Below are 20,788 nucleotides of genomic sequence, written 5' to 3' on the forward strand. Positions count from 1 at the left end.
AACCTAAGCGGCGCCGGACCGGGCGTGCTGCTCAACTCTGGGCAGCCAGTGCGTCCGGCGGGCCGGACAGTCCAAGTCGTGTCCACCAGACCGAAGTCCGCCTGGGTGTTCCCGGGGCAGGGCGCGCAGCGCCGGGGCATGGGCGGTGACCTGTTCGACCGCTTCCCGGCCGAGTGCGCCGCCGCCGACCGGATCATCGGCGTACCGGTGGCCCGGCTGTGCCGCGACGACGCCCTGCTCGGCGACACCCGGTACGCGCAGCCGGCGCTGTTCGTGGTCGGCGCGCTCGCCTACCTGGCGGCACGCGACGAGGAGCCGCCGCCGGACTACCTCGCCGGGCACAGCCTCGGCGAGTACGCGGCGCTGTTCGCGGCCGGCTGCCTGGACTTCGAGGACGCGCTGCGCCTGGTGTGCCGCCGCGGCGAGATCATGGCGCGGGCGGCCGGCGGCGGCATGCTCGCCGTGCTCGGCGAACGGCTGGACCGGCTGCCCGGGGTGCTCGCCGACGCCGGTGTCGACGACGTGGACGTGGCCAACGACAACGCCGACGGCCAGGTGACGCTCTCCGGCCCGCGCGAGTCGCTGTCGGCCGCGGCGCGGGCGGTCACCGCCGCCGGTCTGGGCCGCTGCGTCCCGCTTCCGGTGGCCGCCGCGTTCCACTCGCGGTACATGCGCGCCGCCGCGGCCGAGTTCGCCGACGTGCTGTCGGAGGTCCGGTTCGCGCCGCCGCGGGTGCCGGTGATCTCCAACGTGACCGCCCGGCCGCACGACCCGCTGCTGCTGCCCGACCTGCTCGCCGTGCAGCTGCGCCGCCCGGTGCGGTGGCGCGAGACGATGGCGTACCTGGTCGGCCGCGGCGTGCGCACGGTGCGTGAGCTGGGTCCGGGCCGGGTGCTGACGGACCTGTTCCGCCCGGTGCTCGCGGCGGCGCCGGCCGTGCCGGACGGCGGCGACCGGGGACCGGCGGCGCTCGGCTGTCAGCGGTTCCGCGCCGACTACGGCGTCACGTGGGCCTACCTCGCCGGCTCGATGTACCGCGGGATCAGCTCGGTGGCGATGGTCGCCCGCCTGGGCAAGGCGGGCCTGCTCGGCTTCTTCGGCGCGGGTGGCTTCGACCGCGACGAGGTCGAGGCGGTCCTGCGCTCGCTCACCGTGGATCCCGGTCCGGGCCGCTTCGGCATGAACCTGCTGGCGATGCCGGACAACCCGGCGCTGGAGTCGGCGCTGGCGGAGCTGTACGTCCGGCACGACGTCCGCTACGTCGAGGCGGCCGGGTACACCGGCGTCACCGCGGCGCTGGTGCGGTTCCGGTTCGCCGGCGCGCACCTGAGCGCCGACGGCACCCCGGTCGCCGTCCGGCACGTCGTGGCGAAGGTGTCCCGGCCCGAGGTCGCGGCCGCGTTCCTGGCACCGCCGCCGGAGTCCGTGCTCGCCGCTCTCGTGGCCGAGGGCGCGCTGTCCGCCGGGGAGGCCGCGGCGGCGGCGCGGCTGCCGGTCAGCGGCGACCTGTGCGCCGAGGCCGACTCGGCCGGGCACACCGACGCGCGGTCCGCGCTGACGCTCGTGCCGGACCTCGTCCTGCTGCGTGACGCGGAGATGCTCCGGCACCGCTACCACGAACGGATCCGGGTGGGCGCCGCGGGCGGGCTGGGCACCCCGGAGGCGGTCGCCGCGGCGTTCGTGCTCGGCGCCGACTTCGTGGTCACCGGGTCGATCAACCAGGCCACGCCCGAGGCCGGGACGTCACCCGAGGTCAAGGACCTGCTGGCGCGCGCCGGGATCCAGGACACGGCGTACGCGCCGGCCGGTGACACGTTCGAGTTCGGCTCCCGCGTGCAGGTGCTACGCCGCGGCACGATGTTCGCGGCGCGGGCCACCCAGCTGCTCCAGCTCTACCACCGCTACGACACCTGGGACGAGGTGCCCGCCGCGATCCGCGACGCCGTGGAACGGACCACCTTCCGCCGGCCGTTCGCGCAGGTGTGGCGGGAGACCGAGCGGCACTACCGGGACACCGGCCGGGCCGCGCAGGTGGAGCGCGCCGACCCGCGCCGGCGGATGGCACTGGCGTTCAAGTGGTACTTCGCCCACGCCACGGACGTGGCGCTGCGCGGCGACACCACGGAACGGGCGAACTTCCAGGTCCACACCGGACCGGCGATGGGCGCCTTCAACAGGTACGTGCGCGGCACCGAACTGGCCGACTGGCGGCTGCGGCACGTCGACGTCATCGCCGAACTGCTGATGCGCGGCGCGGCCGACGTCCTGCGCCGGCACTGTCCGCCGGTGGCCAGTAGTGAGCAGAGCGGCTGCTCCGATGCTGACTAGCGTGTCCGGGCGCCCACCGAACCAGCCGAAGCGAAGGAGTCTCCGATGACCACCACATCGAGTCCGCCGTTCGTGTTGCCGACCGCCCAGGCCCAGACCTCGATCGACCGGGCCGCGATCCTGCACTCGGGCAACGCCGGCGTGATCGTCGAACGGGTCGGTCAGTTGCGTGCCGAGTTCCGCTCCGAGGCCCGGCAGTTCGCCCGGGAGCTGTCGGAGTACCTCAACACCAACTACGCCGGCATCATCACGGTGTTCGTCTACGAGGAGACCTTCGGCACGAAGGACCGCCTCCACTGGCTGATGCACCTGAAGTCGCTGCACGCGTACGAGACGCTGATCGAGATGGGCAGCCGCGACGCCGGGTGGCGGGACATCATCATGCGCCAGCGCATCGACCCCGCGCGCGGCGGCGGCACGTGGGACCGGATGTTCCTCGACGGCGACCTGCACGAGACGGTGCTCATCCCGTCGGCCTTCGGCATGTACGGCACGTCGGACGAGACGCCGGACTCGGTGCGGACCACCGACGGCGCGGCCACGTTCACCGTGCCCACCGCGCAGCTCCAGACCGACGTGCCGGTCGAGGACCAGCTCAACTCCGCCACCTGCGGCATCCTCATGCACCGCACCGGCGAGCTGCGCTACGAGTTCCGCGCCGAGGGGCGCGCGTTCGCCCGGGCGCTGTGCGAGAGCTGGAACCGGGCGCTGGCCGGCCACGCCACCATCTACCTGTACGAGGAGGCGTTCGGCCGGTCCGACCGCATCCACCACTTCATCCACCTGAAGTCGCTCAGCTCGTACTACACGCTGATGGGCGTCCGCGCGATGAGCGACCCCGCCACCCGCGAGGTGTTCACCCGCCAGTGGATCCCGGAGGAGAAGGGCGGCGGGGGCTGGGAACGGATGTTCGTCCAGTCCAGCCTGTCCGACCTGTCGCTCACGCCCCAGCACTGGGGCATGTACGCCACCAAGACGGAGCGGTGACCGATGCCCGTGACTGACTGCCTGCACACGATCTTCGCCCGGCGGGCGGCGGAACAGCCGCACCGGATCGCGGTGACCTGCGGCGACCACCGGCTGTCCTACAGCGAGCTGGACCGGCTCTCCGGTGAGCTGGCCGAGCGGCTGCGCGGGTACGGGGTGCGCCCCGGCGTCCACGTCGGAGTGTGTGTCGACCGCTCGGTCGACCTGGTCGTGTCCGTCCTGGCGGTGGTCAAGGCGGGTGGCGCGTACGTGCCGGTGGACGCCGGGCATCCGGCCGCGCGGGTCGCGGCGGTGCTGGCCGGCAGCCGGGTTCCGGTGACGGTGGCGGTGACCCGGACGGCCGACTCGCTCGCGGAGTGGTCGGGCCCGGTGCTGTGGGCCGACGACAGCGAGGACGACGACGCCGCCGACGACGAGGACACCGACGGCGAGGACCCGCAGGGCGAGGTCACGGCGGTCGAGGTCACGGCCGCCGACGGCACGGCGGAGCGGGCCGGCGGCACCGGCGCCGTGGTGGAGCCCGCCGCCGAGGCCGGGCCGGACGACCCCGCGTACGTCATCCACACGTCCGGTTCCACCGGGGCGCCGAAGGGCGTGGAGGTGACCCACCGCAGCGTCGTGGCGCTGCTGGAGCACGGCGCCGGACGGTTCGGCTTCGGCAGCGAAGACACGTGGACGCTGTTCCACTCGATCGGCTTCGACTTCTCCGTCTGGGAGCTGTGGGGCGCGCTGCTGTCCGGCGGCCGGCTCGTCGTCGTACCGGGGCGCGTGGCCCGGACCCCGGCGCTGATGCTGGACCTGGTGCGGCGCGAACAGGTCACCGTGCTCAACCAGACCCCGTCGGCGTTCCGCCAGTTCGCCGCCGCCTACCTGGCCGACGAGGGCCCGGACGAGCTGCGCCTGGTGGTGTTCGGCGGCGAGCGGCTCGACGTCGGGGTGCTGGCGCCGTGGATCGCCCGGCGCGGCGACGACCGGCCGGAGCTGGTCAACATGTACGGCATCACCGAGGTGACGGTGCACGCCACCGCCCGCCGGATCGTCGCGGCGGACCTCGACCGGCCGTCGGTGAGCCCGATCGGCCGGCCCCTGCCCGGCGTCCGGATCGAGCTGCGCGACGAGACCGGCGCGGTGGTGCCCGACGGCACACCGGGGGAGCTGTACGTGGCGGGCGCCGGGCTGGCGCGGGGATACCTGCACCAGCCGGAGCTGACCGCCGAGCGGTTCGTCACCTCCGGCGGTGAGCGCTGGTACCGCTCCGGGGACCGGGCCGTGCGGACCGACGGCGACCTGGTCTACCTCGGCCGGGTCGACAGGCAGTTGAAGGTCCGCGGCTACCGGATCGAGCCGGGGGAGGTGGAGGCGGCGGTCCTGGCCCATCCCGGCGTCGGCACCGCGCTGGTGACCGCCCAGGACTTCGGCGAGGGCGACGTACGCCTGGTCGCCTACGTCACGCCCCCGCCCGGCGCGGACCCGGACACGCTCACCGAGGCGGACCTCGCCGCGACCGTGGCGGACCTGCCCGGCTACCTGCGGCCGTCCCGCTTCCACGTGGTCGCCGACATCCCGCTCACCGTGCAGGGCAAGGCCGACGTGGCGGTCCTGGACCGCCTGGCCGAACCGGCCGGCGACGACGCCGTGTCCGGGGTGAAGGCGATCGCCGACGAGGTGCTGCGCCGCGACGTGCCGGTGGACGGCGACCTGTTCGACCTCGGCGCCACGTCGCTGGCCCTCACCCGGATCGTGGCCATGGTGAACGACCGGTTCGGCATCGCGCTGACCGGCGCCGAGATGGAGGAACCCACGGTCGGGTGCCTCGCCGAGGTGGTGGACGCGTCCCGACGCCACCATTCCCTGCAACAGGTAGGAGGATGACATGGAGGACGACTACACGCTCACCGACGAGGAGCTGGCCGGCTTCCACCGCAACGGGTACTTCGGCCCGTTCCCGGTGTACGAGGTCGAGGAGATGCAGCGGCGGTGGCGGCGGGAACGGCTGCGCCTGCTGGACCGCTCGCACGCGGTCTACCAGGACGAGGCCGCGCTCTCCGGCAACACCAACATCTCCAACTACGACCGGCACCTGGACAACGAGTTCCTGGCCGACCACATCTGCCACCCGCGCATCGTCGACCGCGTCGTCAGCGTGCTCGGCCCGGACGTGCAGTGCTGGCGGTCGGAGTTCTTCCCCAAGTACCCCGGCGACGAGGGCACCGACTGGCACCAGGCCGACACGTTCGCCAACGCCTCCGGCAAGCCGCAGATCCTCTGGCCCGGCGACGCGAAGGACTTCGGCGGCACGATCACCGTCTGGACGGCCTTCACCGAGGCCAACGAGGAGACCGGCTGCCTCCAGTTCATCCCGGGCACCCACCGGACGATGTTCTACGACGAGACCAAGCGCATGCACTACGACCCGTCCTCCATCAACAGCACCGACAAGGACGGCGTACGCCGCGGCTTCTTCGGCTACGACTACCGCGAGCTGCAGATCGACCCGGACTGGAAGCCCGACGAGTCCAAGGCGGTGTCGATGGTGATGCGGCCCGGCGAGGCGATCATGTTCTGGTCCACGCTGATGCACGCGTCGCTGCCGCACGCCGGGCGGACCGAGGAGATGCGGCTCGGCTTCGCCGGCCGGTACGTGCCGGTGTCGGTGGACGTCTACCCGGACACCGACGTCATCGAGGAGTACGGCGGCGCCGTGTCGCTTGACCGCTGGGGCTCGGTGCTCGTCGCGGGACACAACGGCAACCCGCACAACCGGATGGCGACCGAGACCACGCGGGGTCACCGGTTCACCCGGCGGGACCGCTCCGGGGCGCGGGTGTCACCGGCATGACCGTCTTCGAGGTCGTGAAGGCGAGCCTCGTCGAGGTCGTCCCGGACGTCGACCCGGCGAGTGTCACCGCCGGGCGGACGCTGAGCGACCTCGGCTGCACGAGCATCGACCGGGCCGAGGTCGTGACGCTGGCCATGGAGCGGCTCGGCATCGTGGTGCCGATCTCCGAGTTCCGCGACGTCAACGACCTCGACCGGATCGTCGAGCTGCTGCGGACACACATGTGAGCACGGTCGCGGTGACCGGCACCGGGATCGTCTGCGCGATCGGGGCGGACGTCCCGTCGTTCACCACGGCGCTGCGGGCGGGCCGCAGCGGTGTCGTCGGCACCGCTGACGGCCTGGCCGCGCCGATCACCGGGTGGTCGTTCGAGGACGCGGTGGCCGGCGCGCCCGAACCGCTGCGCCGCCGGGCGGTCCGGGCCGCGGCCCGGGCGCCGCGGCCGGTGCGGGCCGCCGTCGCGGCGGCGCTGCAGGCGTGGACCGGGGCCGGCCTGCCCGGCGCCCGGATCCCCGGCGAACGGGTCGGCATCGTGGTGGCCGGGCACAACCTGACCGCGCGCTACACGCACGAGCTGTACCGGACCTGGCAGGAACGGCCGGCGTACCTGCCTGCGCGGTTCGCCCTGCACGTCCAGGACACCGACCACGTCGGCACGCTCAGCGAGGTGCTGTCCGCGACCGGCGAGGGGTTCACCGTCGGCGGGGCGTCGGCCAGCGGCAACGTCGGCATCGTGCACGCCGCCCGGCTGGTCGCCGCCGGCGCGGTGGACTGCTGCGTCCTGGTCGGCGCGGTCACCGAGCTGACACCGATGCACCACCGGGGCTTCGCCGTGCTCGGCGCGCTCGCCGAGCCGGGCGGCGACCCGGCCGCCGCCTGCCGGCCGTTCGACCAGGGCCGGCGCGGTTTCGTGCCCGGCGAGGCCGCCGCGGCGCTGGTGCTGGAACGCCCCGCCGCCGCGGCCCGGCGGGGTGCGGAGGTCCTGGCGACGGTGCCCGGGTGTGCGCTCGGCCTGGACGCCAACCGGCTCGCCGACCCCGACGCGGCCGGGCAGGCCCGCGTGATCCGGGCCGCCCTGGCCGCCGCGGGACTGGCCCCGCACGAGGTGGACTACGTCAACGCCCACGCCACCGGTTCCCGGCTGGGCGACGAGACGGAACTCGCGTCGCTGCACGACGTGCTCGGCGCCGCCGCCGGCCGGCCGTGGGTGAACGCCACCAAGGCGCTGACCGGTCACTGCCTCGGGTCGGCCGGGGTGGTCGAGGCCGTCGCCACGGTCGCGCAGCTCACCGGCGGCTTCGTGCACCCCAACCCGAACCTGGCCCGACCGATCGACGCCCGGATCCGGTTCGCCGGCCCCGGGCCCGAGCCCGCCCGGCTGCGATACGCGCTGTCCACGGGCTTCGGCTTCGGGGGCGTCAACACGGCCGTGGTCCTCGCCCGTACCGCCGATGGAGGTTGAACGATCATGTACGACGTCGTCGTCGTCGGGGCCCGCTGCGCGGGCGCGCCGACCGCCATGCTCCTGGCCCGCCAGGGCCACCGGGTGCTGCTGCTGGACCGCAGCGGCTTCCCGGCCGACAAGCTCTCCACGCTCTACATCCAGCAGCCGGGCGTCGCGCGGCTGGCCCGCTGGGGCCTGCTGGACGCGCTGCGGGCCACCGGCTGCCCGCCGCTGGACCACGTCGTCTACCAGCTGGGTGACGTCCGCGTCGAGGGCTGCTGCAGCGGCATCGACGGCATCCGCGCGGCGTACGCGCCCCGCCGCTCGATCCTGGACCCGCTGCTGGCCGGCGCCGCGGTCGACGCGGGCGCCGAGTTCCGCGACGACTGCCGGGTCACCGGCCTGCTGTGGGAGGACGACCGGGTCGTCGGGGTGCGCACCGACCGCGGCGACGAGCGGGCCGCGCTGGTCGTCGGCGCCGACGGGATGCGCTCCACGGTCGCCGGGCTCGTGAACGCGCCGACGACGACCGCCCACCCGCCGCTGACCTGCGCGTACTACGCGTTCTGGGACGGGCCGAAGACGCACTTCGAGATGTACGAGGGCGACACCGGCTGGGTGTCGGCGGTGCCGACGAACGACGGCGCCGTGCTCATCGCCGCCTACTACCCGCAGCAGCGCTTCGACGAGGTCCGGCACGACGCGCAGGCGGCCTACCTGGACAACGTGCGGACCAACGCGCCGCGGCTGTACGAGCAGATGGAGCGCGGCCGGCAGATCGGGGCCGTGCACGGCACCGGCGACCAGCAGAACTTCTTCCGCCGCGCGCACGGCCCCGGCTGGGCGCTCGCCGGCGACGCCGGCCACCACAAGGACTCGCTGACCGCGCGCGGCATCTCCGACGCGTTCATGCAGGCCGACCTGCTCGCCGAGACGGTGGGCGGGCACCTGGCCGACCGGACACGGCTCGACGCCGCGCTGGCCGACTACGACCGGGAACGCGAGCAGCGGCTGATGGAGAACTACCAGGCGACCCTGCTGGTGGCCCAGGCCGAGGCGCGGGACAAGCGCCGCGCGCTGCTGCGCGCCGTCGGCAGCAGCCCCGAGCTGACCACCCGCTACTTCGACGCGGTGGCCGGGATCGTCTCGCTGCGGGAGCTGTACACCCCGGAACTGATGGCGCTGATGTCCGCCCCGACGGCCACCTGACACCGCGCCCTATTGAGCAGACACCCGTGCCGATGATCGGCGACCGTCAGATCCGCAGACGTCTTGCGATCCGATTTCACCGGCACGACTTTTTGTGGAGGAACCATGTCGCCCACCCCGTACGACTCGCCGTTCAATCGCCGCGCGCTGCTCCGGATGGGCCTCGTCGCGGGCGCCGCGGTGGCCGGCGTGCCGCTGCTGTCGGCCTGCGGCGACGACGAGGAGCCGTCGCCGGCGGCGGCCGGCGGGGGGTCGCTGGCGGTGCTGAAGGTGGGCGCGCCGAACGCGGTCACCGACGCCGAGGCCGGCAACCCGCTGCTGACCAGCATCGGCGCGACGCTCATCGTCATGCGGCACGTGTACGACTCGCTGATGGTGCTCGACAACGGCGAGTACAAGTACCAGCTCGCCGAGTCGGTGCAGCCCAACGCCGACGGCAGCGTGTGGACGATCAACCTGCGTTCCGGGGTGACGTTCCACGACGGCAAGCCGGTCACCGCCGCCGACGTGGTGCACAGCATCCGTACGCTCGGCGCCAAGCCCAGCAACCGGGCCTCCGTCTACGCCAACGTCGACCTCGCCAAGGTGACGGCCGTCGACGACCGCACGGTCACCGTGCCGCTGCTGACCCCGCGCGGCGACTTCAAGGAAGCCGTCCTCGTCGTCTTCTCGCCGGTCTTCCCGGCCGGCATGACCGAGTTCAGCAAGCCGATCGGGTCGGGCCCGTACCGGCTGGCCGAGCGCAACGGCACCACGACCCGGCTGGTCGCCAACGAGCAGTACTGGGGCGGCAAGCCGAGCGTCGCCGAACTCCAGGTGGTCGGCATCCTCGACGCCGGCGCCCGGCTGTCGGCGCTGAAGGCGGGGCAGGTCGACTACGCCGTCAGCATCAGCTCCACCGGCGCGAAGACCGAGGCGGCGAACAGCGAACTCACGGTCGTCCGGGGCGGCCCGGCGAACGCCAACGCGCTGTCGTTCGCGATGAACCAGAAGCTCGCGCCGTTCGACGACGCCCGGGTCCGCCAGGCGGTCCGGCTGGCGGTGGACCGGCAGGCGCTGGTCGACAACGCGCTGCTCGGGCTCGGCTCGACCGCCGACGACGTGGTCGGCAAGAGCCTGCCCGGCTACGCCGACCTGCCGGCCCGCGCCCGCGACCTGGAGCAGGCGAAGCGGCTGTTCGCCGAGGCCGGGATCACCAAGCTGACGCTGCGGACCGGCGAGCTCGTCCCCGGCATGCTCAACGCCAGCCGGCTGCTGGCCCAGCAGCTCAAGGAGGCGGGCGTCGAGCTGACGCTCCAGGAGATCTCGCCCGACGCCTACTACGCCGACCTCACCACGCTGGCCACGCACCCGTTCCAGGCGTTCTACTACGTGAACCGGCCGGCCGCCGTGCACCTGTCGGCGGTCACCCACGGCAAGGCGCCGTTCAACGTCACCGGCACGTCGGCCGCCTACCAGGAGCGGCTGGCGAAGGCCCAGGCGACAGTCGACGACAACGCCCGCGCGGAGGCGTTCAAGGCGTTGCAGGAGGAGTTCTACAAGGAGGGCGGCGACCTGCTGTGGGGCTTTCAGGAGCAGCTCGACGCCGCCCGTAAGGGGATCAGCGGGGTCCGCACGATGCAGTCGATCCAGCTGTTCGACCGGGCGACCGGGCCGGCGTGACCGCGCTCGGGTTCCTGGCCCGACGGCTGCTGGCGACGGTGGCCACGCTGTTCGCGGTGGCGGTGGTGCTCTTCGCCGGCTCGGAGGTGCTCCCGGGTGACGCCGCGTCGGCGTCACTCGGGCCCGACGCCACCATCGAGGAGGTCGCGCAGCGCCGGGCCGAACTCGGCGTCGACCGGCCCTGGCCGGTGCGGTTCGTCGAGTGGGGGACCGCGGCGCTGCGCCTCGACCTGGGCACCAGCACCTCGATGCACCGGCCGGTGGTCGACGTCGTGGCCGAGCCGCTGGCCGCCACCGGCCTCCTGGTCGGCCTCACCGCGGCGGTGACGGTGCCGCTGGCGATGGGACTGGGGCTGCTCACCGGGCTGCGGCCGGGCGGCCGGGTGGACCGGGCGGTGTCGGCGGTCGCGGTGGTGGCGGTGTCGATCCCGCAGTTCGTCACCGCCGGCCTGCTCGTGCTGGTCTTCGCCGACCTGTGGCCGCTGCTGCCGGCGATCTCGCTCCCGCCGCTGGGCGGTGGACCGCTGGACCGGCCGGAGATCCTGGTGCTGCCGGTGGCCGCGCTGACGCTGTTCGGCGCGGCGTGGGCGAGCCGGATCGTGCGGGCCACGGTGATCGACGCCGACGCGATGCCCCACGTCGAGGCGGCCCGGCTGGCCGGGCTGCCCGAGCGGGTGGTCGTGGCGCGGCACCTGCTGCCCGCGGCGGCGCCGCCGTGCGCGCAGACGTTCGCGTGGCTGCTGTCCGGGCTGTTCGGCGGCACCACTGTGGTCGAGGTGGTGTTCAACTACCCGGGCCTGTCGCAGACGCTGGTGGCGGCGGTCCGCAACCACGACACCGCCGTCCTGGAGGGGGTCGGGCTGCTCCTCGCCGCGATCATCCTCGTCTCGTTCATCGTGGCCGACCTGCTCGTCCTCGCGGTCGACCCCCGGCTGCGGGTGGCCGCCCGATGAGGGCCGCGCGGTGGCTGCTCGCCGGGACGGCAGCGGCCGTGGTGCTGCTCGTGCTGGGCGTCGCGTTGTTCGGCCCGCTGTTCGCCGGCGAGCCGGAGCGGATCGTCGGGCTGCCCTACAGCGCGCCGACGGCGGGCAGCCCGCTGGGCACCGACAGCGCCGGACGGGACGTGCTGGACCGGGTGCTGGCCGGCGGCCGGCCGCTGGTGGCCGTGCCGGTGGTGGCGACGATCCTGGCAACCGTGCTCGGCCTGGTGCTGGGCCTGCTCGGCGGCTACTTCGCCGGGATCACCGACGCCGTGGTGTCCCGGCTGGACTACCTGCTGCTGGGCCTGCCGCCGGTGCTGATCCTGCTGGTGCTGCTGCACGGCTGGGGGTACAGCGCCACCACGATGATCATCGTGGTGGTGCTGACCGGCACGCCGTTCGTCTCCCGGGTGACCCGGGCCGAGACGCTCCGCGCGGTCGAGGACGGCTACGTGGTGGCCGCCTACGCCGGCGGCGACTCGCACCTGTCGGTGATCGTCCGGGAGATCCTGCCGAACATCGTCCGGCCGGTGCTCGCCGACTTCGGCACCCGCCTCGCCATCGCGGTCACGCTGACGGCGGCGGCGGCGTTCCTCGGCTTCGGCTCCAGCGGCCCGAACTGGGGGGCCATGATCAGCCAGAACGTCGAGGGCATCCAGCTCACCCCGTGGGGCGTCGCGGTGCCGGCGGTCCTGCTCGGTGTGCTCACCGTCGCCGCGAACCTCGGCATCGACCGGATCGTCGGGCGGGTGCTGCGATGATCGAGATCAGTGGGCTACGGGTCGAGGACGCCGCCGGGCGGGCCGTCCTGGAGAACCTGTCGTTGCGCGTCGCCGAGGGCGAGCGGGTCGCCGTCGTCGGCGAGTCCGGGGCGGGCAAGACGACGCTGGCGATGGCCCTCGTCGGGGCGGTACGGCGCGGACTACGGGTGGCCGGAGGCACGGTCGTGGTCGACGGGCACGACGTGCTGACGGCCTCCGGGGCCGAGGTGCGGCGGGTCCGGCGGCGGGTGCTGGCGTACCTCCCGCAGGATCCGCCGTCGGCGCTGAGCCCGACGTTGCGGGTGCGGGCGCAGATCCGCGAGCTGGCCGCGGACCGGTCCGACGCGGCCGTGAGCCGTGGGCTGGTCGAGGTGGGCCTGCCCGGCGACCGGGCCTTCCTGCGCCGGTACCCGCACCAGCTCTCGGGCGGTCAGCAGCAACGCCTGGCGCTGGCCCGGCTGCTGGCCGGCGACCCGCGCGGCCTGGTGCTCGACGAGCCGACCACGGGCCTCGACGGGCTGGTGCGCAAACAGGTGCTCGACCAGTTGGACCGGCTCTCCGCGGATCGCGGGCTGGCGGTCGTGCTCGTCACCCACGACCTCGCGGCGGCGGCCCGGATGACCGATCGCCTGATCGTGCTGCGCGGCGGCGTCGTGGTGGAGCAGGGACCGACCGCGCAGGTGCTCACCCGGCCGGCCGCCGCGTACACCCGGGACCTGCTCGCCGCGGTGCCGGACCTGCCGGCGGAGATGCGCCGTCGCGCCGCCACGCCGCAGCGGGGCGCGGAGGTCCTGACCGTGTCCGGGCTGTCGGTGCCGCGGGGTGGCCGGGTCGTCCTGGACGACGTGTCCCTGCGGTTGCGTGCCGGCGAGGCGCTGGCCCTGCTGGGCACGTCGGGCTGCGGCAAGACGACGCTCGCCCGGGCCGTCGTCGGCACGCTGCGCCCCAGTTCGGGCCGGGTGACGCTGTCCGGCGAGGTCCTGGAGCCGACGCTCGGGCGCCGGCCGGTGCACCAGCGACGCCGCTTGCAGCTCATCCCGCAGGACTCCGGCGGGTCGCTGAACCCGCGGCGGCCGGTGGGCGCGGCGATCGGCCGGGTGGTCCGCCTGGCCGGTGGGATGACGGCCGAGGCGGCCGCGGCGGAGACCCGACGGCTGATGGGGCTCGTCGGCCTGCCGGGGGAGCTGGCGTCGCGGCTGCCGCGGGAGCTGTCCGGCGGGCAGCGGCAACGCGTCGCCATCGCCCGCGCGCTCGCCGCCGGGGCCGACGTGCTCGTCTGCGACGAGATCACGTCGAGCCTCGACGCCCAGGTGGCGGCCTCGGTCCTGGCGCTGCTCGACTCGCTGCGGCGGACCCTGGGCCTGGCGGTGCTCATCGTGACGCACGACCTCGGTGTGATCGCCCGCAACGCGGACCGGGTCGCCGTGCTCAGCGGTGGGCGGATCGTCGAGGAGGGGACTGTCGAGCAGGTGTTCGGCAACCCGCGCCACGAGGCGAGCAGGATGCTGCTGGACGCCGCGCGGCCCGTCACGGCGGCGGCGGACGTGCCGTGAGCGCCGGAGACGGAGGGCCGCTCCCGGTTTCCCGGTAGCGGCCCTCCGTCTCGGTGTCAGGGCGTCAGACGAGTTCGTCGAGGAGCTCGTAGTTCAGCGTGAAGGTGTGGCTGCCGTCCTCCAGCTTGCGCATGGTGGCGGTGCCCTGGATGCCGGCGAGCCCCTCGGTACCGGTCCCCGGCACGATGTGCCACTCGGCGCCGCCCTCCTCGTCGCTCATCAATCCGACGGCCTGGTGCTGGAGCATGAAACTGCCCTTGGAACCGCCGATCGACACTTCGATCACCTCGTGACCGACGTATCCGGCGCCGCCCTTGCCATAGGCGAACAGGAACTGCGCGCGGCTGGTGCCCTCGAGTTCACCGGAATACGTCTTGGTGACCGAGGCCCGCGAGAATTTCATGCCGTCGGGGGTCTCCTGCCACTCGTCTTCGTCCCAGGAGTCGAGCGTAAATGAAGCGGTCGCGGTGCTCACCTTGTCTCATTCCTTCCGTGGTTCTTTTTCAGTCCCAAACCGAGGCGCAGAACGGGTGACCGGCGGGGTCGAGGAAGACCCGCCACTTCGCGTCGCCGGGCTGGTCGGCGGGTTTCGTCGCACCCAGGCGCAGCAACTCGGTCTCGGCCGTCTCGATGTCGTCGACGGCCAGGTCGAGGTGCAGTTGCTGGGGAACCGTCTGCCCGGGCCACTCCGGACGCCGGTAGTTCTCCACCCGCTGCAACGCCACGGCGACGCCGTCACCGTTGCGGAGGAACGCGCCCGACTCCGACTCGTGCACCGGCTCGAGGCCGGCTGCTTCCCGGTAGAAGGCCACCAGCGGGGCGATTTCGGAACAATCCAGTGTTACCGCCGCCAAGCGACCGACAGCCATTCACGTCTCCTGGAGATTGTCGTCCGATCGAAAGCGTGGCCCGAGCCTAGCAATCCGCCGTCGTCCACGCCACGGTTACCGGGTGTGTCGCGGCCGCCCTGCTCATTAGACGGTTGCGAATGGACAGCACACGCCGAAGGTTCCGCAGCATACCGGGGCAACCGTCGGCGGCGCCACCGTCACGCCAATCGAGTTGCTCTCACTTCGTGCTCAGAACAGCGCAGCGTCGAGCGCACTCGTCCGCCACGATTCGCCGGTACCCCAATGACCGGCGTGGAGGAGAACACGGTGGAAGGCTTCGAGATCTTCACCTACGGGGACGCCGTCGCCGACGTCTTCGACGGGACAGGATGGGCCGGTGACCCGGGCGACACCGAGGAGACGATCGAGTGGCTCGCCGAGAACTCCGGCGGCGGGCCCGTCCTCGAACTCGGCGTCGGCACCGGCCGGGTCGCCGTCCCGCTGGCCCGCAGGGGCATCGAGGTGCACGGCATCGACGCGTCGGAGGGGATGCTGACGCAGTTGCGCGACAAACCCGGCGGCGAGCTGGTGCACGTGCACGTCCAGGACTTCACCGACTTCACGCTGCCGTACAAGTTCTCCCTGGCGTACGCGGTCTTCGACACCCTGCCGTTCATCACCGACCAGGAGGAGCAGATCCGCTGCTTCCAGAAGGTCGCCGACGTCCTGGAGCCGGGCGGGCGGTTCGTGATCCAGACGTCCATCCCCGACCCGGCGCGGTACGACCGCAACCAGCGCACCCAGACCGTACGGGTGGAGAAGGACCACGTCGTGATGACGTTCACCCGGCGCGAGCGGATCTCCCAGTGCTCGTCGATCCAGTTCGCGGTCCTGCGGCCCGACGGCATCCGGTTCTTCCCGATGCGCATCCGCACCGTCATGCCGTCCGAGATGGACCTGATGGCCCGCCTCGGCGGGCTCACCATGGAGTCGCGCTGGGGCCACTGGGACGGACGACCACTGCGCGACTCCGACGAGCGGCACATCACCGTCTACCGCAAGTAGGGCGGCGGATCGGTGGAGCACAGCCAGACGAGCGCCGGCGACGCTGACCGGCGCCTTCGGGTGGTCCTGGTGCAGCAGGGCGTCTGGGACATGCCGCTGGAGTCGCTGCCGCTCGCCTCGGCGTACCTCAAGGCGATGGTGTCCGGCGACGCCGAGCTGGACGCCCGGGTGTCGGTGGAGATCTGCAACTTCCGGGGGCGGGTGACGCACGGGGAGATGGCCGCCCGGCTGTTCGCCGGCCCGCTGCCCGACGTGATCGGGTTCTCCGTCTTCGGCTGGAACCAGCGCGCCTTCGGCGCGCTGGCCGCCACCTACAAGCAGCTCAACCCGCAGGGGTGGGTGCTCTTCGGCGGCACCCACGTCAGCGCGCAGGCCGACCGCGTGTTCCGGCTCTACCCGGAGATCGACGTCGTGGTCAACGGCGAGGGCGAGCTGACCTTCCTCGACCTGCTCCGCGCCCGGCTGGCCGGCGTGCCCGCGGACGACCTCGGCGAGGTTCTGGGCATCTCCTGGCACCGCGCCGACGGCAGCGTGGTCACCAACCCGGACCGGCCCCGGATCGAGGACCTCGACGTCATCCCGTCGCCGTTCCTCACCGGAGCCGTCGAACTGCTCGACGCCGACGGCCGGTTCCGCTACGACGTCGCGCTGTTCGAGACCAACCGCGGCTGCCCGTACAAGTGCTCGTTCTGCTACTGGGGCGGCGCGGTCGGCCAGCGGGTACGCGCGTTCTCCCGGGAACGGCTGCGCGCCGAGCTGGAACTGTTCGCCCGGTGCGGCGTGCACACGGTGGTCGCCTGCGACGCCAACTTCGGCATGCTGCCGATCGACCTGGAACTCGTCGACGACCTCATCGACATCAAACGGCGTCACGGCTTCCCGCTGGCCTTCGAGAGCTCGTGGGCCAAGAACAAGTCGAAGGTGTTCTACGAGATCGTGCGGCGGATGAAGGAGGCCGGGCTGCGCAGCTCCTTCACCCTGGCCCTCCAGTCGCTCAACCCGGACGCCCTGACGCTGATGCGCCGGCGGAACATGAAGGTCAACGACTGGCGTGACCTGGTGCGGTGGCTCAACCGGGAAGGGCTGGACTGCTACGCCGAGCTGATCTGGGGTGCGCCGGGCGACACCGTCGAGTCGTTCCTGGCCGGGTACGACGAACTCGCCCAGCACGTGTCCCGCATCGCCGTCTACCCGATCATGCTGTTGCCGAACACCGAGTACGCGGAGAACAAGGAGCTGTACGGCATCGTCGCGCTGCGCGGCGACAACGACGACTTCGAGTACGTGCTCGCCCACCGCACCATGACGTTCGAGGACAACGCGGTGATGCAGCGGTTCCTGTTCTGGGCCCGGGTGATGGCCGAGAACGCCGTCCTGCGTCACTGCTGGCTGCCGCTGCGGCGGCTGGCCGGGTGGGAGCAGTCCCGGGTCCTCAACAGCCTCGCCGACTGGGCGGACACCACCTCGGCGCGGGAGGCGATCCCGTTGCGGGAGGCCGCGATGCGGGGGCACGGCGGCGGCGCGCCGGCGTACGCGGCCGCCATCGGCTACCTCTTCACCGAGGCGGACGGGCGGCGGGCGCTGGAGCTGTGGTGGCAGGAGGTGGTCTCGCGGCAGCTCGCGGACGACGTCCGCCCGTTCCTCGACGAGGTGTACCGCTACGACCTGCTGACCCAGCCGGTCTGCGATCCCGACGAGCTCCCCGTCGTCGAGATCGGCGGTGTCGAGTACTTCCACCGCCCGGACGTGACCCTGGCGTACGACGTGCCGGGCGTCCTCGCGCGGATGCGCGCCGACGAGCCGGTCTCGCTGGCGCCGGACCCGATCCGGGTCGACATCTACTACCGCACCGGCGCCATGACCGCTGTGATGTCGACGAACCACGAGGAGATCCTGCACTTCATGGGGGAGGTGCGGAGGGCAGGCAGCCCGCTGACCGTGCCCTGACCGATCGTCGGTGTCCGGAGTGGACCGGGCGCTGCCATACTCGGCACGATGGGGTCGTCGTCGACGTGACTGTGCAGTTCCGTGTGCTGGGCCCGCCGGAGGTCGTCCGGAACGGGCGGGTCGTGCCCCTCGGCGGGCCGAAGCAGCAGGCGCTGCTGGCCCTGTTCCTGCTGCGGCCGAACCGGTTCGTCGCCGCCGACTGGCTGGTCGACGCGCTCTGGGACGCGCGACCGCCGGCCAGCGCGCCGACCACGCTGCGCACGTACGTCGCCGGGCTGCGCCGCGCCGTGGAGCCGCAACGGTCCCACCGCGAGCCGGCGCGCGTCCTGCGCAGCCACCCCCGGGGGTACGAGCTGCGGGTCGACTCCGACGCGGTGGACGCGATCCGGTTCGCCGGCCTGGTGGACCGGGCGGCGGACGCGCTCGCGGCCGGGCAGGCGGCGGCCGCCGAGCGGACGTACACCGAGGCGCTGGCGTTGTGGCGCGGCGAGCCGCTGGCGGGCGTGGCCGAGCTGGCCGCGGTGCGCCCGGAGGCGGCCCGGCTGGCCGAGCTGCGGTTGAGCGCCGAGGAGGGGCGGTTGACCGCCGCCGTCGCCGCCGGCCGGCACGCGACGCTGCTGCCGGAGCTGCGCCGGTTCGTGTCGGCGAACCCGCTGCGCGAGGGCGCCCGGGCGCAGTTGATGCTGGCGCTGTACCGCTCGGGGCGGCAGACCGAGGCGCTCGCCGTCTTCGACGAGGGGCGCCGGATCCTGGCCGGCGAGTACGGGCTCGACCCCGGTGAGCAGATCCGCGCGGTGCACCGGCTGATCCTGGAGCAGGCCGTACCGCCGGACCGGAGCAGCCCGGCGGAGGTCGCCGGCCCGGCGGCGGCCGGACGCCCGGCCCCGCCGGAGCGCGACGGCGGACCGCTCGTGGGCCGGGACGCGGAGCTGGAGCGGCTGCGGGAGACGCTGGACGCGGCCACCGGGCACGGCGGGCGGGTGCTGACGCTGGTGGGGGAGGCCGGTATCGGCAAGACCAGCCTCGCCGCGGCGCTCGGCGCGCGGGCCGCCGCGACCGGCGTCCCGGTGGTCTGGGGCCGGTGCCCGGACGTCGGGCAGGCGCCGCCGTTCTGGCTGTGGAGCCAGGTGGTACGCGCGCTGGTGGCGATGCCGCAGACCGGCGCCACCGGCTCGGCGGGCCGGCTGGGCGGGTTCGCCGCCGGCGCGCCGACCGGGCCGGCGGACGGTCGCGGCCTGGACCCCACGGCGCGGTTCCAGGTGTACGAGGCGGTGGCCGAACTGGTGCACGCGGCGGCCCGGGAACGTGGCCTGCTCGTGGTCCTGGACGACCTGCACGCCGCCGACCCGGACTCGCTGCTGTTGCTGCGGTTCCTCGCCGCCGCCCTGCCCGCGTCCCGGGCGCTGGTGGTCGCCACGCTCCGGCCGTACGACGACGACCCGGCTCTGGTGGCGACCGTCGCCGAGCTGGCGCGCGGGAGCGGCTTCGGTCAGGTCCGGCTCGCCGGGCTGGACGCCTCGGCGGTCGCCGACCTGGTCCGGGACCGGACCGGCGAGGCGCCACCGGAGCCGGTGGTGACCCGGCTGGTCACCCGGACCGGGGGGAACCCGTTCTTCCTCACCGAACTGCTGCGGTCCCGGACCGGCCCGGGCGCCGGCGCGGAGCTGCCGCCGAGCATCCGGGACACGGTGCGGCTGCGGCTCGCCGGACTGCCCGGCCCCACCCGGCGGTGCCTCGACCTGCTCGGCGTGGCCGGACACGACCTGGACCTGGCGGTGCTGGCGGCGGCACTGGACAGCACCCCCGAGGCGGTCGCCGATGACCTCGCCCCGGCCTACCCGGCCGCGCTGGTGGTCGAGACCGGGCCGGGCGCGCTCGCGTTCCGCCATCCGCTGATCGCCGAGGTCACCTACGCCGAGCTGGTCCCGCCGCGCCGGGCCGCGCTGCACGCCCGGCTGGCCGCCGCGTACGAGCAGTCGGCCGGCATCTCCCCGGCGGAGCTGGCCCACCACTACGGCGAGGCGGTCGGGCTGGGCCACGGCGAGGACCACCTGCGGTGGTCGCTGCGCGCCGCCGACGACGCCACCCGCCGGGTCGCCTACGAGGACGCGCTCGGTCACCTGGAACGCGCCGCGCTCCGGCTGGCCCCGGCCGCGCGGGTCACGCCCGACGCGGCGGTCACCGAGCTGACCGTCCAGTTGCACCGCGCGGCCCTGCTCCAGATGACTGTGGGCGTCGGCAGCGACGCGGTGGACCGGGTCTGCGCCCGGGCCCGCGAACTGCTGACGCTCGTGGGGCCGGACGCCGACATCCGCCACGCGCTCTGGGCGCTCGGCGAACTCGCCGCCAACCGGGCCGAGTTCGCGATCTGCGCCGACCTCGCCGGGCGGCTCGTCCGGGCACCCGACGACGGCAGCGGGCTGATCGCCGTGGCCGGTGAGTACCTGCTCGGCGCGATCGGCTACTTCACCGGACGGCAGGCCGAGGGCGAGCGGCGGCTCACCGCGGGCATCGACCGGCTGCGTACCGTCGACCGGACGCTGCTGCGCCGCGAGGTCGGGCGGCGTCCCGTGCTGGCCTGCCACAACTTCCGGGCGCTCGTGCGCTCGATGCGCGGCGACCCGGCCGGCGCGTGGGCGGACATCGCCGCCGCCGAGGCCCTCGCCGAGGAACTCGACGACCCGTACGGCCGGGCCAACGCGGCGCTCTACGCCGCCTGGCTGGCGATGCAGGAACACGACGTCGCCGCGGCCGACGCGGCGGGGCGACGGTGCCGGGACATCGGCCGGGCCACCGGCCTGCCGCACATGACGGCGACCGGCGCGTACTTCCTGGAGTGGGCGGCCGCGCGCGGCGGCGACCCCGGCCGGCTCGACGCGATGCGCGCCGCCGCCGAGGAGTTCTACCGCCCCGGGCTGCGGTCCACCCGGACCATCACGCTCTGCGCGATGGCCGAGGCGTACCTGACCGGCGGCCGTCCGGACACCGCGGCGACGCTGGCCGAGGAGGCGCTGGCGCTGGCGGACCGGGTGGGCGAGCGCGTCTTCGTCGCGGAGCTGCACCGGATCCGCGGCGCGGCCCGGCGCGACCGCGCGGAGTGGGACCTCGGCGCGCGGATCGCCGCCGATCAGGGAGCGGCTCTGCTGCTGCCCCGGTTCGCCGCCTTCTGACCGGTGTGGAGGC

16 protein-coding genes are annotated in these 20,788 nt (G+C 73.7%); 14 read left to right on the top strand and 2 right to left on the bottom strand.

Annotation, left to right across the window (positions count from 1 at the left end; genetic code table 11):
* Positions 1 to 78: 78 nt before the first annotated feature.
* From fabD to EAD96_RS13310, 11 genes are all read left to right on the top strand, one after another.
* Complete coding sequence (fabD, locus tag EAD96_RS13260) at positions 79 to 2,328, top strand: ACP S-malonyltransferase (protein WP_233585709.1); 2,250 nt, start codon at positions 79 to 81, stop codon at positions 2,326 to 2,328.
* 45 nt (positions 2,329 to 2,373) lie between these two features.
* Complete coding sequence (locus EAD96_RS13265) at positions 2,374 to 3,315, top strand: DUF6039 family protein (RefSeq protein WP_120569409.1); 942 nt, start codon at positions 2,374 to 2,376, stop codon at positions 3,313 to 3,315.
* A gap of 3 nt (positions 3,316 to 3,318) precedes the next feature.
* Complete coding sequence (locus tag EAD96_RS13270; RefSeq protein WP_121684471.1) at positions 3,319 to 5,187, top strand: amino acid adenylation domain-containing protein; 1,869 nt, start codon at positions 3,319 to 3,321, stop codon at positions 5,185 to 5,187.
* A gap of 1 nt (position 5,188) precedes the next feature.
* The gene (locus EAD96_RS13275; RefSeq protein WP_120569411.1) at positions 5,189 to 6,154 is read left to right on the top strand and encodes a chlorinating enzyme; all 966 of its coding nucleotides are present in this window, start codon (positions 5,189 to 5,191) and stop codon (positions 6,152 to 6,154) included.
* Entirely contained in the window at positions 6,151 to 6,381 is a 231-nt protein-coding gene (locus EAD96_RS13280; RefSeq protein WP_013287026.1) for a phosphopantetheine-binding protein, read from the top strand. Before EAD96_RS13275 ends, EAD96_RS13280 begins: the two co-directional genes overlap by 4 nt.
* Positions 6,378 to 7,616, top strand: coding sequence for a beta-ketoacyl synthase N-terminal-like domain-containing protein (locus EAD96_RS13285; protein ID WP_121684472.1), 1,239 nt, complete (start codon positions 6,378 to 6,380; stop codon positions 7,614 to 7,616). The genes EAD96_RS13280 and EAD96_RS13285 overlap by 4 nt, the downstream gene beginning before the upstream one ends.
* 6 nt (positions 7,617 to 7,622) lie before the next feature.
* Entirely contained in the window at positions 7,623 to 8,807 is a 1,185-nt protein-coding gene (locus tag EAD96_RS13290) for an NAD(P)/FAD-dependent oxidoreductase (protein ID WP_121684473.1), read from the top strand.
* Positions 8,808 to 8,912: 105 nt separating this feature from the next.
* Positions 8,913 to 10,469 carry an ABC transporter substrate-binding protein gene (locus tag EAD96_RS13295; RefSeq protein WP_120569414.1) on the top strand — a complete coding sequence of 519 codons (1,557 nt, stop codon included), beginning with the start codon at positions 8,913 to 8,915 and terminating at the stop codon, positions 10,467 to 10,469.
* Positions 10,466 to 11,422: an ABC transporter permease gene (locus EAD96_RS13300; RefSeq protein ID WP_121684474.1), complete on the top strand. Its 957-nt coding sequence runs from the start codon at positions 10,466 to 10,468 to the stop codon at positions 11,420 to 11,422. Before EAD96_RS13295 ends, EAD96_RS13300 begins: the two co-directional genes overlap by 4 nt.
* The gene (locus EAD96_RS13305; protein WP_120569416.1) at positions 11,419 to 12,210 is read left to right on the top strand and encodes an ABC transporter permease; all 792 of its coding nucleotides are present in this window, start codon (positions 11,419 to 11,421) and stop codon (positions 12,208 to 12,210) included. The genes EAD96_RS13300 and EAD96_RS13305 overlap by 4 nt, the downstream gene beginning before the upstream one ends.
* On the top strand, positions 12,207 to 13,763 hold the full coding sequence (locus tag EAD96_RS13310) for an ABC transporter ATP-binding protein (protein ID WP_121684475.1): 1,557 nt from the start codon (positions 12,207 to 12,209) through the stop codon (positions 13,761 to 13,763). Before EAD96_RS13305 ends, EAD96_RS13310 begins: the two co-directional genes overlap by 4 nt.
* 64 nt (positions 13,764 to 13,827) lie before the next feature.
* Here EAD96_RS13310 and EAD96_RS13315 read toward each other — a convergent pair whose 3' ends face one another.
* Together EAD96_RS13315 and EAD96_RS13320 are read right to left on the bottom strand one after the other, a co-directional pair.
* Positions 13,828 to 14,238, bottom strand: coding sequence for a DUF3224 domain-containing protein (locus EAD96_RS13315; protein ID WP_013287019.1), 411 nt, complete (start codon positions 14,236 to 14,238; stop codon positions 13,828 to 13,830).
* A 28-nt stretch (positions 14,239 to 14,266) separates the two neighbouring features.
* A complete protein-coding gene (locus EAD96_RS13320) occupies positions 14,267 to 14,632 on the bottom strand; it encodes a VOC family protein (RefSeq protein WP_114920719.1) in 366 nt (121 codons plus the stop codon).
* A 264-nt stretch (positions 14,633 to 14,896) separates the two neighbouring features.
* Between EAD96_RS13320 and EAD96_RS13325 the strand changes: the two genes are divergently transcribed.
* From EAD96_RS13325 to EAD96_RS13335, 3 genes are all read left to right on the top strand, one after another.
* Positions 14,897 to 15,658, top strand: coding sequence for a class I SAM-dependent methyltransferase (locus tag EAD96_RS13325; protein WP_233585713.1), 762 nt, complete (start codon positions 14,897 to 14,899; stop codon positions 15,656 to 15,658).
* A gap of 12 nt (positions 15,659 to 15,670) precedes the next feature.
* Positions 15,671 to 17,605 (top strand): KedN5 family methylcobalamin-dependent radical SAM C-methyltransferase, encoded by a 1,935-nt coding sequence (locus tag EAD96_RS13330; protein WP_121684476.1) that lies wholly within the window; start codon positions 15,671 to 15,673, stop codon positions 17,603 to 17,605.
* A 65-nt stretch (positions 17,606 to 17,670) separates the two neighbouring features.
* Positions 17,671 to 20,775, top strand: a complete 3,105-nt coding sequence (locus tag EAD96_RS13335; RefSeq protein ID WP_233585714.1) for a BTAD domain-containing putative transcriptional regulator — start codon at positions 17,671 to 17,673, stop codon at positions 20,773 to 20,775.
* Positions 20,776 to 20,788: the final 13 nt, after the last annotated feature.

Origin of the sequence: Micromonospora sp. BL1, assembly GCF_003667485.1 — a bacterium.
Taxonomy (GTDB): Bacteria; Actinomycetota; Actinomycetes; order Mycobacteriales; family Micromonosporaceae; genus Micromonospora; species Micromonospora tulbaghiae.